This is a genomic window from Tumidithrix helvetica PCC 7403 (assembly GCF_965232925.1).
Lineage (GTDB): Bacteria > Cyanobacteriota > Cyanobacteriia > Pseudanabaenales > Pseudanabaenaceae > Tumidithrix > Tumidithrix helvetica.
The window spans coordinates 33,483-49,076 of record NZ_CBDDRA010000001.1; the positions used below are offsets into that span (position 1 = coordinate 33,483).

8 protein-coding genes are annotated in these 15,594 nt (G+C 45.3%); 4 read left to right on the forward strand and 4 right to left on the reverse strand.

Features of this window, described 5'->3' with window-relative positions:
• Window positions 1-41: 41 nt before the first annotated feature.
• Both ACP2WE_RS00150 and ACP2WE_RS00155 read left to right on the forward strand, forming a co-directional pair.
• Complete coding sequence (locus ACP2WE_RS00150) at window positions 42-323, forward strand: antibiotic biosynthesis monooxygenase (protein ID WP_425213595.1); 282 nt, start codon at window positions 42-44, stop codon at window positions 321-323.
• Window positions 324-479: 156 nt separating this feature from the next.
• Window positions 480-3,356, forward strand: a complete 2,877-nt coding sequence (locus ACP2WE_RS00155; protein WP_425213596.1) for a CHAT domain-containing protein — start codon at window positions 480-482, stop codon at window positions 3,354-3,356.
• Between the two features lie 20 nt (window positions 3,357-3,376).
• Here the strand turns inward: ACP2WE_RS00155 and ACP2WE_RS00160 are convergent, their stop codons facing one another.
• From ACP2WE_RS00160 to ACP2WE_RS00175, 4 genes are all read right to left on the reverse strand, one after another.
• Window positions 3,377-4,690, reverse strand: a complete 1,314-nt coding sequence (locus ACP2WE_RS00160; RefSeq protein ID WP_425213597.1) for an ABC transporter substrate-binding protein — start codon at window positions 4,688-4,690, stop codon at window positions 3,377-3,379.
• A gap of 161 nt (window positions 4,691-4,851) precedes the next feature.
• The gene (locus ACP2WE_RS00165; RefSeq protein WP_425213598.1) at window positions 4,852-5,499 is read right to left on the reverse strand and encodes a class I SAM-dependent methyltransferase; all 648 of its coding nucleotides are present in this window, start codon (window positions 5,497-5,499) and stop codon (window positions 4,852-4,854) included.
• A 55-nt stretch (window positions 5,500-5,554) separates the two neighbouring features.
• Complete coding sequence (locus ACP2WE_RS00170; RefSeq protein WP_425213599.1) at window positions 5,555-5,833, reverse strand: DUF7219 family protein; 279 nt, start codon at window positions 5,831-5,833, stop codon at window positions 5,555-5,557.
• Window positions 5,834-6,269: 436 nt separating this feature from the next.
• Window positions 6,270-7,325 carry a 1,9-bis(guanidino)-5-aza-nonane synthase gene (locus ACP2WE_RS00175; protein ID WP_425213600.1) on the reverse strand — a complete coding sequence of 352 codons (1,056 nt, stop codon included), beginning with the start codon at window positions 7,323-7,325 and terminating at the stop codon, window positions 6,270-6,272.
• Between the two features lie 781 nt (window positions 7,326-8,106).
• Between ACP2WE_RS00175 and ACP2WE_RS00180 the strand changes: the two genes are divergently transcribed.
• The gene (locus ACP2WE_RS00180) at window positions 8,107-11,256 is read left to right on the forward strand and encodes a methyl-accepting chemotaxis protein (protein ID WP_425213601.1); all 3,150 of its coding nucleotides are present in this window, start codon (window positions 8,107-8,109) and stop codon (window positions 11,254-11,256) included.
• A 69-nt stretch (window positions 11,257-11,325) separates the two neighbouring features.
• Window positions 11,326-15,513: a hybrid sensor histidine kinase/response regulator gene (locus ACP2WE_RS00185; protein ID WP_425213602.1), complete on the forward strand. Its 4,188-nt coding sequence runs from the start codon at window positions 11,326-11,328 to the stop codon at window positions 15,511-15,513.
• The last annotated feature ends 81 nt before the right edge of the window (window positions 15,514-15,594 follow it).

Sequence of the window (15,594 nt, forward strand, 5' to 3'; positions counted from 1 at the left end):
TCGCAGCGTTGATTGAGTTGTTTAGATATTGAGAAGTCGTTATGCAGTATGTGTTGATTATTCATGAAGTCGAGAATTATGCAGCTTGGAAGAAAATCTTTGATGCGGCTTCAGGTATCAGAAAGCAGGCTGGCGAACGTTCTTATCAAGTTTTGAAATATGAGAACGAACCCAATAAAATTGTCCATTTCTCGGAATGGACATCCATTGCGGCAGCAAAGGCATTTTTTGAGTCGCCCGAACTGATTAAAATCAGAGCAGAGGCAGGAGTGAAGGCTCCTGAGTTTATCTATCTAGAGCAGCTTGAGTCGGGTGTGTTGTGAAATCTTGCATCTCAAATTTGAGTGGTGCTTTGTGCTTTGGGGCTACAGACCCACACCTGTCGCTATCTAAAACTTAGGCGAAAATAGCGTGCTATTGAAAGTGCAGGCGTGGTAGATTTTGAGATGTGTGACACATTGCCCTAGGAGGCTTGTACGATGCGCTCTCGTCTGAAATTAATTGGTGTTACTGCGATCGCGCTATCTCTCTCTTTCAGCCAAGTCTCTACCCTCTATCCCCTAGAACCTGCTTCTGCCCAAACAACACAAGAGCGCAAGCTAGTTTTAGCATTGAATGAATCGCTTAGGGAATTACTAGGGCCTGCTTCTGCCCAAACGACACTACTAAATCGTCAGGCAGAGGCAGATCGGCTGTTGCAGCAAGGGATTCAGCAAGCTTACATCAGTCAGTTTGAGGCAGCATTTCAATCATGGCAGCAAGCATTACAGATTTACCGAGCGATCGGCAACCGTCAGGGAGAAAGCTATGCGCTGGGAAATCTGGGAAACGTATACCAAGCCCTCGGCAAGTACGACAAAGCCATCGAGTACGCAGAGCAAGCCTTAGCGATTGCGCAGGAACTAAAAGACAAAAAGAGTGAGGGTACAGCGCTAGGAAATCTGGGAAACGCTTACTATTCCCTCGGCAGGTACGACAAAGCGATCGAGTACCAACTGCAAAGCTTAGCGATCGCGCGGGAAATCAAAGACAGACTGGGTGAGGGACAGTCGCTGGGAAATCTGGGAATTGCTTACAATGCCCTCGGCAAGTACGACAAAGCGATCGAGTACCAACTGCAAAGATTAGCGATCGCGCGGGAAATCAAAGACAGACTGGGTGAGGGACAGTCGCTGGGAAATCTGGGAAACGCTTACGATGACCTCGGCAAGTACGACAAAGCGATCGAGTACCAACTGCAAAGCTTAGCGATCGCGCGGGAAATCAAAGACAGACTGGGTGAGGGACAGTCGCTGGGAAATCTGGGAATTGCTTACCGAAACCTCGGCAAGTATGACAAAGCCATCGAGTACCAACTGCAAAGATTAGCGATCGCGCGGGAAATCAAAGACAGACTGGGTGAGGGCGCAGCGCTGGGAGGTCTGGGACTCACTTACTTTTATCTGGGTAAGTACGACAAAGCGATCGAGTACCAACTGCAAAGCTTAGCGATCGCGCGGGAAATCAAAAACAGACTGGGTGAGGGTACAACGCTGGGAAATCTCGGAATTGCTTACGATGCTCTCGGCAAGTACGACAAAGCGATCGAGTACCAACTGCAAAGATTAGCGATCGCGCAGGAAATCAAAGATAGGAAGGGTGAGGAACAGTCACTGGCAAATCTGGGAATTGCTTACCGAAACCTCGGCAAGTACGACAAAGCGATCGAGTACCAACTGCAAAGCTTAGCGATCACGCGGGAAATCAAAGACAGACTGGTTGAAGGCGCAGTGCTTGGAAATCTGGGAAACGCTTACATATACCTCGGCAAGTACGACAAAGCGATCGAGTACCAACTGCAAAGCTTAGCGATCACGCGGGAAATCAAGGATAGAGAAGGCGAAGGCAAAGCGCTCAACAATATCGGCTCTGTCTTGGCAACCCAAAAACAACCAGATCTTGCCATTCTCTTTTACAAACAATCCGTCAAAGTATGGGAGTCCATTCGCAAAGATATTCGCAAACTCGATAAATCGGAGCAAAAATCTTATTTAGAAACCGTCTCTGTTAGCTATCGTAGTCTCGTCGATCTCCTACTCCAACAAGGGCGAGTCACTGAAGCATTACAAGTTCTCGACTTGCTCAAAATCCAAGAACTCGAAGACTATCTCAAAAATGTCAAAGGAAACGATCGCACGGCAAAGGGAGTCGAACTTTTAGCGCCAGAGAAAGCGATGAGCGAACAGCTATCAGCTCTCAGCTATGAAAAGATTCCAGAACTCAACCGCCAACTTGCCAGCCAGATTCAGCAACTGCCAAAATCAGAAATCAACAAAGTTCCTGACTACTTACAAAAGCTACCAAAAGGAGCTGTCCTACTCTATCCCCTGATTCTCGAAGATCGTTTGGAACTGATCGTCTTCTCCGCCAATACCTTCCCCATCAACCGCACCGTTCCCATCAAAAAAGCCGATCTAGAGAAACTCGTTACAGATGTTCGCGCTGACTTGCGAGACTACACTTCCCTAGACATCAAAAACTCTAGCCCCAAACTCTACGACATTCTGATCAAACCCATCGAAGCCGATCTCAAACAAGCCAACGCTACCACCATTCTCTATGCCCCTGACGGAATCCTGCGCTACATTCCCCTTGCTGCACTTTATGATGGCAAACAGTGGTTAGTAGAGAAATATCGCATCGATAACCTGATTGCCTATAGCCTCTTCGATCCAGATAGCAAACCTCAATCCAACATTCGTATCTTTGCAGGTGCATTTGGTGGTAAAAAAGGAGAAAACCGATTTGGAGTTGACGGATTGCCTGCCACCATTCCCGAAGTCGAAAACATTCAAACTTCATTCCCAAATACGACCAAGCTCATCGAGCAGGACTTCACAGCCCAAGCCAGCAAAGTAAAAGTTTCTGGTAATGCGATCGTCCACATCGCCACCCATGCTAAGTTTATATCGGGCAGCCCCTTAGATTCCTACGTGTTGTTTGGCGATGGCAGCAAAGTCACCCTAGCCGAGATTAATGACTGGCAGCTCAAGGATGCCGATTTAGTCGTTCTCAGTGCCTGCGAGACAGGTGTAGGCAGCTTAGGCAATGGTGCGGAAATTCTCGGTTTTGGCTATCAGGTACAGCGTGCGGGGGCAAAGGCTTCGATCGCTTCTCTCTGGACGGTATCCGATGGCGGCACGCAGTTGTTAATGGAAGCGCTGTATAGCAATTTGCAAAAGGGAAATACCAGCATGTCAACTTCGCTCAGAGAGGCACAGCTCAGCATGATTCGCAGATCGGTAAAGCAGGGAGAGATTAACTTCAACCATCCCTATTACTGGTCTGCTTTCGTCCTGATTGGGAATGGGCTGTAGCTAACCTCAGTTCGGGTTAATTACCCTTTACCCAAAACCAAATCTAAATTTCGCTGAGCCTTTGCCAAGGCTTCCTCTGGGGTACTCTTTTGTAACAGCGTTGCCTCGATCGCTCTGCCCACGCTCTCAGAAATACGCGGATAGTCGGGTGAGAGAGGACGGGTGCGCCCCGCCGACATTTGTTGCAAAAAGATACTTACCTCTGGTTGTTGCTCGATATATTTGGCATATTCCGCACTCTTCTGCGATTTGAGGTTGGTCGGTAAATAGCCTGTCTGGCTTGCCCATTCTGTCTGAAATGCTTCGCTCATGACAAACTCGGCAAATTTCCATGCGGCTGCTTCGCGTTCGGGAGAGCTTTTAAACAAAAACAGATTCTCTCCACCAATGGTAGTTGCCACGATGCGATCGCGTGGAATCGGCATCACGCCAAAATCAATTTTCTTTTTGGTCATAAACCGCAGCGCCCAAGAGCCGCTGATCTGCATGGCAACTTTCCCCGCGATAAAGTTGTCTTCTTCATAACCGCGCTCGGGCTGAGACAAAATTGCTGCATTTGATTTCACCAAGTCATCCCAAAGTTTCAGCGCTGTAGTTGCTTCGGGGGTATTTAACTGCGGCAGATCGCCCTTAACCAAATTGCCACCCGCACTCCATAAAAAGGGCGTCCAGATAAACACCGTAAACTCACCCTTGCCGAGGGGTAAAAAGATGCCGTGGCGATCGATGCGACCATCCCCATCAGTGTCGCGGGTTAGCTGTTGGGCAACTTGGCGCAACTCATCCCAAGTTTCGGGTAATTTTTTGATGCCCGCCGCCTCAAACAAACTGGGACGATAGTAAATGCCGATATTATTCACTCCAAACGGCACAGACCACAACCGATCTCTATACTGCATCGTCGGTAGCAGTCCTGGGTCGAGTTCGCTTGCCATAGGCGATCGCTTCAACAGGTCATCCACAGGGCGAATGGCATCGAGTTCTACCAGTCGCCCTGTAATCATAGGGGAATACCACAGCAAATCTGGGGTGGCATTGCCGACCACAGCCGATAAAATCTTGGGAATTTGCTGATCGGGCTGTCCTGCATACACCGACTCCACAAAAATTTGGTTTTGGCTCTGGTTAAAGCGATCGACCAGTTTATTCACCACCTCGCGATTGGTGGGCGGATTTACCCCCTGCCAAAACGTGAGATGAATTTTGCCATCTTGGACGGGTGCGCTACAACTTGCGAGTACCAAGCTAAATAGTAAAGCGATCGCCCCCAAAGCAAAGCTAAGCAAGCGAAATCTCTCTTTAAAAACCATCAATATTGTGGGAATTCTATCCATGGGAATTTATAGGCAACTGCCATGCTATAGCAATCCTAAATGAGTGCGTAGGGGCAATTCATGAATTGCCCCTACAAGTCTAGGCAGAACAAAGAATCTCTTATGTATCACATAGGATTGTTATACAAAAAAGCTGACAGCTAACTGCTAATGGCTCTATCCTAACAGCGTGTGGAGATCAGCGCGTAAAACGGATCGCTATTGCCTGCATTTAGCCATGATAGAAAGCCTGGCATCTGGGTTGTTTGGACGATCGCCTCTGGCTTGGTAAATCCTTGGGGCACGGAGGCAAAATAACTTTTTACCAACTGTAAATGACTGGCATCGGAACCATCGCGCCAAGCTTGAATTGCCTTTTGGTAAAACATGCGATTGGAGAAGCTGACGATCGCGATCCCACCAGGTTTGAGAATGCGATGGATTTCCGCAAAGATTGCCTCGGGATATTGGAGATACTGCACCGAGACGGTATTGAGCACCGCATCAAAGCTCCCATCCGCCAAGGGAAGTTGAGGATTTTGGTTGAGATCTTGGACAAAGTAGCGATCGAGGCGAGGATTTCGTGCCAATTCCTCTTGGTTTAAACCATGCCCTTCCACATGGGCAAATTCCAAATCATCGGGCAAGTGCGACACCCAACTGCTCATCAGATCGAGAATCCGCGTCTGAGGGGTTAAGCGATCGCGATACAAATTGGTTAGTTGTTGAATAAAGCCATTGTCAACATGGGTAACAAAGCGGGGATATTCATAAAATAGCGCATCATCCGAAGTGTCTAATTTTGTGCGTTGATTAGGTTCTAGCTGCATAAAAAGGGCGATTGAAGCAAGATTACCTTCATCATACTTAGAAATTCCCTAGCTCTTATTCATCTCCCACACCTAACAGATTCTCTTTTGAAGTTTTGAGTTGCTGCCATAAAGCCTCGAGCTGCTGAAATGCTTCATGGGGTGAAATTTTACCACCTGTTTCTAAGGCGGTAATGTAACCAACTCGTTGTGAAAATTCTTGCAAGTTTGCATCAAACACCAAATTTTCAGGTGTGCAATAACCAAGGTAGCGACGAGATGGGAACAGAAAATCCAATTTATCTCGCTGAGATTCTTGGGGTTTAGGTGCTTCAAATTCAAATTCTTCGTCCATTGTCGTCCCTCTTGCTCGTGCTTGCGATTAATCTATTGGTTCTATTGAAGCCTCAACCCGTTCAAATTCATGTTCCTCTAAGGAGATCAAAATTGTTTCGACAGCGCTATTTGTTCTATCTTCCATCAACTTAACCAACCAACGCCCTGACTCTTCCCTTGCATGGATATACCCATACACACCCTTGTAGTAAGGGTACTTTACCCTTACGCAATCTCCAACTCTACATATTTGGGATTTAATCATAGCTAAATTAGCTCTTAACTAATCCTTAACCAAAAAACTAACCGATCTTCAATCTTGCTGTCAATCTGGATCAAACAAAATTGCGGTAGTCTGGGCGAAACGCCCAGACTACCGCACACTTTTCGCAGCTTTCTGAAACAGATTCGCTCAACTGGTTTATCGCGTTAACGAACGCCCAAACCAATCGCGCTTATACTCCAACTGTTGCCAAAACTGGGCTGGGGACAGTCTTGTTAAACAACTGTGCGAGTTGACGAGGGGCGCGATCGCACCAATTACGCTTGCCATAGGCATAGCCAGCGATCAAGGGCACAGCAAGGGTTGCTTCGGCAAATACCATCTGTTCGGTGGCGATATCGACCTTGCCCCAAGAATGGGCTTCCCGTAGGGTTGAGCCAGACAATGCGCCATCGCGTTCGTCTGCCACGGTAACTTGAACTGCATATTTATGCATGGCAGCCTCAAAACCAAGTAGCTCAGCAGCAACGACTGTGTCTTGGGCAAAGTTTTTAGGAACGCCACCACCGATCATCATCAAACCCGTATGGGGTGAAGCGAGCTTGCATTGGGTAAGTTCGCGGAAATCGCGCACAGAGTCAATCGTGACATGGGACTCAGGAGAGTACCACTGATGGTGCACCAAGCCAAAGCCAGCCGAGCAATCGCTAAAGGCAGGCACAAAGATTGGGACTTGATGTTCGTAAGCAGCCAACACGACAGAATGACGGTTCTTGGCGTTTTTATCTAGATAGGCACCCATTTCATAGATAAACTCGCGAGAAGAGTGCGGACGATGGGGAAGAGTTTCAGCAATTTCAGCGATCGTCATGTCGCAAATCCGCAGCTGATCTTCATCAATGTAGGTGTCGTAGATGCGATCGATGCGTTCTTCGCGCAAAACCTCATCATTGGCAAGAATATCGCCAACGTAATGATGAAATCCTAAGGCTTCAAAGAAATCTTGATCGACGATGTTTGCGCCCGTAGACACGATCATGTCTACCATATTGTTTTCGATCAAATCGACAACAACCCCTTTCAGACCAGCACTAAATAGAGAACCAGCCAAACAAAGAATGATCGCGCAATCTTTGTCTTGAATCATCTGGTCGTAGATTTGAGCTGCACGACCCAAATTTCTGCCTTGAAAAGCTGTTTGTGCCATGGCATCGACTAAACCGACTACGTCATGAGCCTTGATGTCGATGTGTTTGACGGTTTGGTGCAATAGTTGTGCGCGCTTCATGGTTGGTGACCCTCTAAAAAAATAGCTCAAGTAAAATTTTGGACATTGGCATAGAGGCAAACCCTTTGACACAACTCAATTTCAGCATCCGCTCATCCAGCGATATTTGCTGAGTGAGGTTAGAGCATTTCGCAGCAGTTTGACAGGCAAAGTTTATTGACTCAGGGTTTTACCTAGAGCTAAAAAGTTTGCATGGTATTGACATCACAGGTTAAAAGGCACAACTACATCACAAGGTGAGGTATGCAATGTAATTGCGAACTGAGGATGACAAAAACTACAAGACGCTAAAATTTTGACGCTGAGAAAAGAGCGTTTAAGAGCAGTTGCTGTCTATTAAAATTTAAAAATTCTTGCCTTCTCACTAGAGAGAAGCGATCGACCTAGGCTGTTGACTGTAGAATAGCTAGATGGGCTTACAGAGTAGAAACCCAAAAGTATAGTCACAACCCTGATAGTTATCAGGTCGATCAGATTATACTGGGCCCCTCGCAGGCATCATCCCAAGAAAGTGCAGGATCGGATTGCCTTCTTTCATCTAACTTGATGTTTAGCTGCCAATCGCAGCCAATTATTAAGATTAATTTGTTCAATTTTTATACAATAAAAACAACAAGTTAGCTACGATCATAGCACTAGTTTACAAATACAGCAAAATGGCGCTAGAGGATTTATCCCGTTTAGGTTTTACTATATGTAGGAAGGCAGTGAGACATAACCCTACTTCTTAAGATTGACGCATCCATAAAAGCACTAAATCGTTAGTTATGAGGGGGTTGTCATGATGACGACACAGTTTCGGGAGGCTTTACAAGCATATGCAGAAGAACGGTATGAGGAAGCCATGCGCCAGTTTTCACAGTTACTGTATGAGGATCCGCGCAATCCCAAACTACATATTTGGTTAGGTGCTACTTTTCGTAAAGCAGGCAAAATTGAGTATGCCAAGGTTCAGTATCAGCAAGTACTTACCTTAACCGATGACCCTAGCCTGCTCGAACTCGCGCAGACTTCTCTAACACAAATTCAAAAACAATCTTCAGACGATCAAACTACGATCGCAAAGGCAACCACAGCAAAAGTAGAGCAAACATCCGATCGAACAACCGTAATAAAAGCTACTCTGGGAAATCTTCCGAGTAATAACCAAGTAAAGGTGCTTGCTGATATGGGTGCTGCCATCAACCCTAAGACAAACGGACAGAAAATAAATACCATGACGACTTCCTCAGAAAGTGTTACTAAAAATGCAAACTCTGTTCCTGTGGATGTGGGATTAAATACGCAAGTGCTCTCGGTTCCTCCACCTATGCCGCCTCTAATGAAACAACCTCTTAAACCCAATACGCCTACCCCAAAACTGTTTAAAGATCAGCAAACAAAACAAGATCGGCAGAGCGAGCAGAGCAAAAGTAACCTGTCTAGCCAGCCCCCTCAAAGTCAGCTCGATCAAAACAAGAAAAATAAGAGTAATACCCAGTCATCTGCGGCGGATTCGTCCAATCTTTCAGTCAAAATCCAAGAGATTGCCCATCAACCCGATCGCAACGGCGTTAACAAAGGCGTTGACAAAGGTGTTAACAAAGGCGTTAACAAAGCAATAGCCTTGGATGATATGGCTGAACCTGCTGAGGAACCATCTCCTCCAATTAAATTTTCCTCGATTAAGCTAAAAATTACGGCTTGGGCGATCGCTCTGGCAACGATCCCAGCGATCGCGATCGGCATCTCAACCTATCAGTCTGGTAGTGCAAATTTTATCGCGCAGGTTAAGCAAACTAAAGCAGTTGAGGCAGCCAGTCTTGCTGATACGCTCAGTCGCTTTATGTTGAAACAATATGAAAACGTCAGCCTGCTCAGCACCCTATTTGTCTCAGGAGAAGTCAATAAAACCCCACCTGCCAAGCCCCTAACGCCTGCCCAACAAAAACAAGCGATTAAAGATGCGTTAACCAATCGACTCAGCCTCTACAAACAGGCTAATGTAAACTTTGACAGTATTGCGGTTTTCGATCTTACAGGTAATTTACTGGCTCAGTCGGCAGGTACACCCACGCCCCACACGATCGATAAAGACTTTCTCAAACAAGTCCTAGCGGCAAATAGCCTCTTAATTAGTAAGCCTATTTTGACCGAGCAGGAATATGCGCTCGCTTTTGCTGTTCCCATTAAAGATCCGACCACACAAAAAGTGAGCACAATTTTGCAAGCTCGGATGCCGATCAAGAATTTACTAGAAAACCTGAAAGGCTCTGGAGTTAGTAATTTTTCGGTGGTCGATACTACGGGTAAGTATGTGGTGAGTACGGAGTCAGCTCGAACGGGGACAGATGCCACCGCAGATTTTACAAATTTGGCAGATCTGAGGGCAGATCGTCAGTCGAAAGAAACGATTACCAACGAACGTAATTCTAGGTTGCTTGCCTATGCACCCGTACCAAAACTCGCAGCTACAGCCTTAGACTGGGACGTGTTAACCAGCACGGATAAAAACAATGTCTTGGCTGCCAATCAAATGCTGCTGCTGGTAGCAGCGATTGGCATTGGTTTGACGCCTTTACTTGTAGGTACGATCGCCTACGCACTCTCAAACCAACTCAGCACTCGCCTTAAAAACATCAATGGTGCGATCGATCAAATTTCGAAGGGTAAACTGAGAACGCGCTTGATTGTGACTGGGGATGATGAATTAGCTGAGCTATCCCTTAGCATCAACAAAATGACTGAGGAGTTTCAGACCATTCTCAAAAATCAGCATAAAGATAACGAGCGACTTCAACATCAGGTTTTACGACTCTTCAAGACCCTAGTACAGCTAGCCAAAATTGATGAGACCCATCTAGATGTCTCCGATGAGTCGATCGGTGCCATGGTGAATAAGGTGCAATCTCATATGGCGCGAAAAGAAGCTGAAATCGTTCAGCATCGCCAAGAGAAAGAACTTTTCCACAAGCAATTAATGCAAATGGTTGCTGAGGTAAAGGATCTTTCAAAAGGAGATTTAACTGTTTCTGCGGGCATGGTTGAAGGAGATATGGCAGAGATCTCTACTTTCTTTAATGGTGTCATTGCAAATCTCAGGCAAATTGTCAGTCAAGTCAAAACCGCTGCTGCCCAAGTAAACCAATCGTTGGGGCACAATCAACATGCGATAACCCAGCTATCGGGTGAGGCGATCAAACAAGCTGAGCAAATTTCACGCACCTTGAACTCCGTCCAACTGATGAATATGTCCGTTCAAACGGTTGTTCGGAACAGCAATCAAGCTACGGAAGTTGCCAATTATGCTTCTAACAGCATCCAAGCAGGAAACCAAGCGATCGATTTGACCATGCAAGGGATTTTAAACCTGCGATCGACGGTAACAGCAACAGCCAAAAAAGTGAAGCGTTTGGGTGAATCATCTCAGCAAATTGCCAAAGTGGTATCGCTGATTAATGAAATTGCCGTACAGACCAACTTTCTGTCGATCAATGCCAGTCTTGAAGCTGCGCGAGCGGGTGAGCATGGTCAAGGCTTTGCTCTCGTCGCTGAGGAAGTGGGGACACTTGCGGCTAGATCTGCGGCAGCGATCAGAGAGGTCGAGCAGTTGATTGGTAGCATTCAAGTTGAAACGAGCGAGGTGATGAATGCAATGGAATTGGGCACAAGCCAAGTTACTGAGGGAACTCAACTAGTTGAAGATGCTCAAAAAAGTTTGCAGCAAATTACGGCTGTTTCGCAACAGATTGACGAGCTGGTTAGCTCTATTTCTGATGCCACAGGTTCGCAAGCTCTTACTTCAGAGTGCATCGCTAACTTGATGAAAGATATTTCCCAGGTGTCTGGACGAACGGTAACCTCATCAACCAAGGTATCTAAGTCTCTGCAAACATCTGTGAAGTTGGCAGAGCAATTACAAAAATCTGTAGACAGGTTTAAGGTTAGCTAAGCACAAAAAATGTTAGGCGTGGGGCAGTCTCCGATTGAAAACACGCCTAAAGGCAAATGGTGATTCCCTATGAATAATGCTGAATTTGAGGTAAGACAGATTTTGCTTAAGGAAGCACAAGAACATCTGTTTGCGATTGAAGATAATCTGGCAGGACTAGAGACCCAAGCCCTAGATTTTAGAGAAACAATTGATAGTATGCTGCGATCGGCGCACTCTCTAAAAGGAGGAGCATCCTTGATGCAGCTTGATAGTTTGAGTAGTGCAGCTCACCGCCTTGAAGATGCTCTAAAGTTACTGGACTTTGCCCGACCTAAGTTAACGCAAGAGATTCACACGCTATTTTTACAAGGTATCGAGCAATTGCATCAAATTGTGGCGCTCAATCGTCAAGGGGAGTCAGTAGATCGGGCTTGGCTAGCAGAACATATCGATCTTGTCTTCGATCGGCTCCAGCAAAAACTGCAAGAGTTTGCGGAGGCTCAGCCTGAAAATGTTGTTGAAGAATTCGTTGACATTTCTGCATTAATCTTTGAAACCGAAGTCGAGAGCCATTTAGAAAATCTGGAGGCTTTGCTTGCGTCCCCAGCAACCCTATATCGTTTGGATGATGAGCTTTTAAGCATAGCCACCGATCTAGCCGCTATAGGCAAAATGCTAGCATTAGAGAATTTCGTCCAACTGTGTGAATCTGTTTCACAGCATATCAATGCAGGTAAGCATTCTATTCCTATGCTTTCTCAAGTGGCTTTGTCTGCATGGCGGCGATCGCAAGCTTTAGTCCTGATCGGTAAATCAGAATCAATTCCTAGCAGCATAGAACCAGAATTCACTGATTTAGATAACATCGATCGACCCTACATCCATGAAAAGAGCGAAGAGCTTTTTGAGACCGATCTAATTACATGGCTCGATCCCACTGAGGTTAAAGTTCCAGTAGCAAAAACAATTGACAGAGAAATCGCACAACCAGCAACTATGGATCCAACTATTATGGAACCAGAAGAATTTTATGATGAGGAAGAAACAGTAATTTTAATTGCTTCATCAGAGGAGTTTATATCAGAAGAGGATATGAGCCAAGTGGAATTGTGGGTGGAGGAGGAACGGAGCCCATTCGATCTAGAACAATTGAGGAATTCGGTCGATTTGTTTGATGCAATGCATTCCACGGTTGAAACTAACGAGGATTCGAGCTTGTTGTACGCCAATGTTTCCGATCCCTTTTCTGAAGATCGAATCACGATCGCCGATCATAGAAATGAATCTCCTCAAGAAGTTGAATCTGTAGCAGATGAGGCGATAGAAACTAAATCAGCAGAAGCAGGAATTATTGAATGCAGACCAGAAAGAATTGAAGTTGTTGTTGCTGACTCCGATCGAGAGCCAAAAATATGTTATGAAGAGAATGAAATATTCTCATCGGATCCATCTTTAGAAGAAAATCTCGTTGAGGAATTTCCTCCTGAATATTCAGATGAAGAGCAGATTGCATCACCTGTAACTGCTTTAGCAGATGTGGAGGCTGAGAATTATCGCGAAGAAGCTTTGCTGGAAAAAGATGCGATCGATCGCGATTTGATTGACGTGGGACAAATTACTCACTATCAAGAGATGTTTCTCGACAATGAAGTAGAAATATCAGAGATTTTTACCCATGAAACCTCTGAGGAAGATTTCCAGCAGGATAAGGGCACGACCTCTAATTCTGGATTCTTGAGGAGCCTTGATACTTTTCCTGGAAGTAAGTCAGCAATTCCTAACACAGGATCGCAAACATTTGATGACAGTTTAGGACAGACACCGATATCTAGCCTGATAGATCCTGACTTGATTGAGCCCGACTTGATTGAAATGGATGAAGCGTTCTGGGATGGGCTAGATCGAATGCTCGACCGTGCTGATATTCCTCAGAATGGTGGGAATTTCTTGGTGGATTGGAATTCCGAGTCATCTTCACTGCCTTCTGAGCCTATTACTGTATCCACGCTTGCTCAGACCAGCTACCAATCCCTTGAGGACAATCTTTCTAGTTCCGAGATTTATCAACCGAAACTTACTGAGAATGAGGTTCAAGTTCCTTTAGACCAAACACATCCTGAATCAGATCGAGTAGAAGAATTAGCGATCGCTAAACCTGAAGTGGCTTTAACCTTCCATACGGATATAGCTCCCGAAGCTATTGATGCAGTCATTGATGCGAACTATGATGCCTTTGAAGATATAAATTTAGCCAAAGATATCGATCTGTCTGGGAATATAACCGAACCAACTTCTTATGGAGTATCAATTTATCCCAAAAGCACGAATGTCAGATTGCCAGTAAGTCAGCTAGAAAATCTCTCTCGACTTGCTGATGGACTTGTAATCAGTAAAAGCAATCTAGATATGCAGTTGTCCCGTTTAAAAGAACTGTCTCGGGCTCTACAGCGTAATATTCGCAATTTAGATGACTCGCAAGATGAGCTTCATGCAATCTATAGCCAAGCTATTAATCAACTAGATGCCAAAAACAAAGAGAACCTACTGAATGAATCAACATATCGAGAGTCGAATGGAGGTGGTGTTTCTACTTCTGTAATACGCCTTAATTACACAAAAACACCACTCCGCGATCGCTCGAGTCAGTTACTTGCCTTGGCACAGTCCGTTACGGAAGCAATTAGCCAACTTGAGGAAACTTCAGAAGGAATTCATCTAACCCTATTGGAAGCCGAACAAGAATCAGCTAGTGTTGGGCATGAATTTAGTCAATTGGTGACTAGCATTAACTATGCCAAGATACAACCCTTCTCAGATTTAGTGAGTCGGTTTCCGAAAATTCTACACAATTTGTCTTTACAGTATGGCAAACAGGTAGAACTTAGTATCAAAGGCGGGGAAACACTCATCGAACGTGCGATCGCTGATGCTTTAGTCGATCCACTCCAGCATTTAATTCGTAACGCTTTCGATCATGGCATTGAAGATATGGCGACACGTAGAGCCCGAGGTAAGCAAGAGCGTGGCAATATTGAGATTACTGCGAGTCAATCCGCAGGAAGAATCTTGATTACAGTTCGTGATGATGGTGGAGGTATTGACATCGAAAAGATTCGTACTAAAGCTCAGCAAACTGCATTAAAAGAAGGCGTTGACCCATCGCCACTTACGCAGGTAAGTGAGGCAAAGTTAATTTCTTTTATCTTTGAACCGGGTTTTAGTACGGCAGATCGAGTCAGTGCTTTGTCTGGGCGTGGTGTGGGTATGGATGTGGTTCGGGCAAATCTCCATCAAATCGGTGCTGATATTTCCGTTGCTTCTAAATCAGGAGAAGGAACAAAGTTTACGATCGCATTGCCCCGCAAGTCTCCTAGGATCGAAATTTTATTAATCGAAGTCGATCAAATGTTCTTGGCAACGCCTTGTAATGCAGTTCAAGCAATAATTCCCTTTACACCTGAGGACATTTTGTCTAAAGAGGAAGAGAGTATATTTATTTGGCAAGATCGGGAAGTTCCTGTTGTACGTTTGAGCGATCGCCTCAAGCTAAATTGTCATTTAAATGCTAAGCAACATGATTATAAGCCTGTAAATTCAGCGCCTTCGATGCTGATTTTGCAGCACGAGCAAGAGTTTATGGCAATTCCTGTTGACGCTTGTTGGGGGAAACAAGACGCGCACTTACATGCTATTGAGGGAGATATCTCTTTGCCAGATGCTTTCTCAGGATGTTTAATTCTTGGAAATGGTCAACCAGTCGTGCTGTTATCGCCTGCTGAAATTTCGCTCCAGTGGCTAAAAGCCAATCGTATGGGAGTCCCCTCCATGGTCTATTCTCCACAGTCTCCATCTCAAAAGAGAACTGCAAACCCCTCTAATGTTGGCAATCCTTCTGATTCTGACGATGTAATTTTGATTGTTGATGATTCGAGCAACACGCGACGTAATTTAGTGTTGGCAATAGAAAAAGCGGGTTTTAAAACTGAGCAGGCAAAAGATGGTGATGATGCTCTGATGAAAATCCGAAGTGGGATACGCGTTAACGCGATCGTCTCTGATATTGAGATGCCTCACATTGATGGATACGAAATGCTATCAAAGCTCAAGGCTAATGAAGCTTTGAGTCACTTGCCTGTGATTTTCTTGACTTCAAGTAGTAACGAAACGCATCGTCAACAGGCGATGAATCTTGGGGCTGCGGCTTATTTCTGCGAACCTTACCGAGAACAAGAGCTGATTCAAACGCTCATTCAACAGCTGAGCATAAAGTCTTAGCTACAAACAATTAAGGATCGCGCCTATAGCGATCCTTAATTGTTTTTGAATGCAGTAAGAACTGAAAGCCCTTTAGGATTC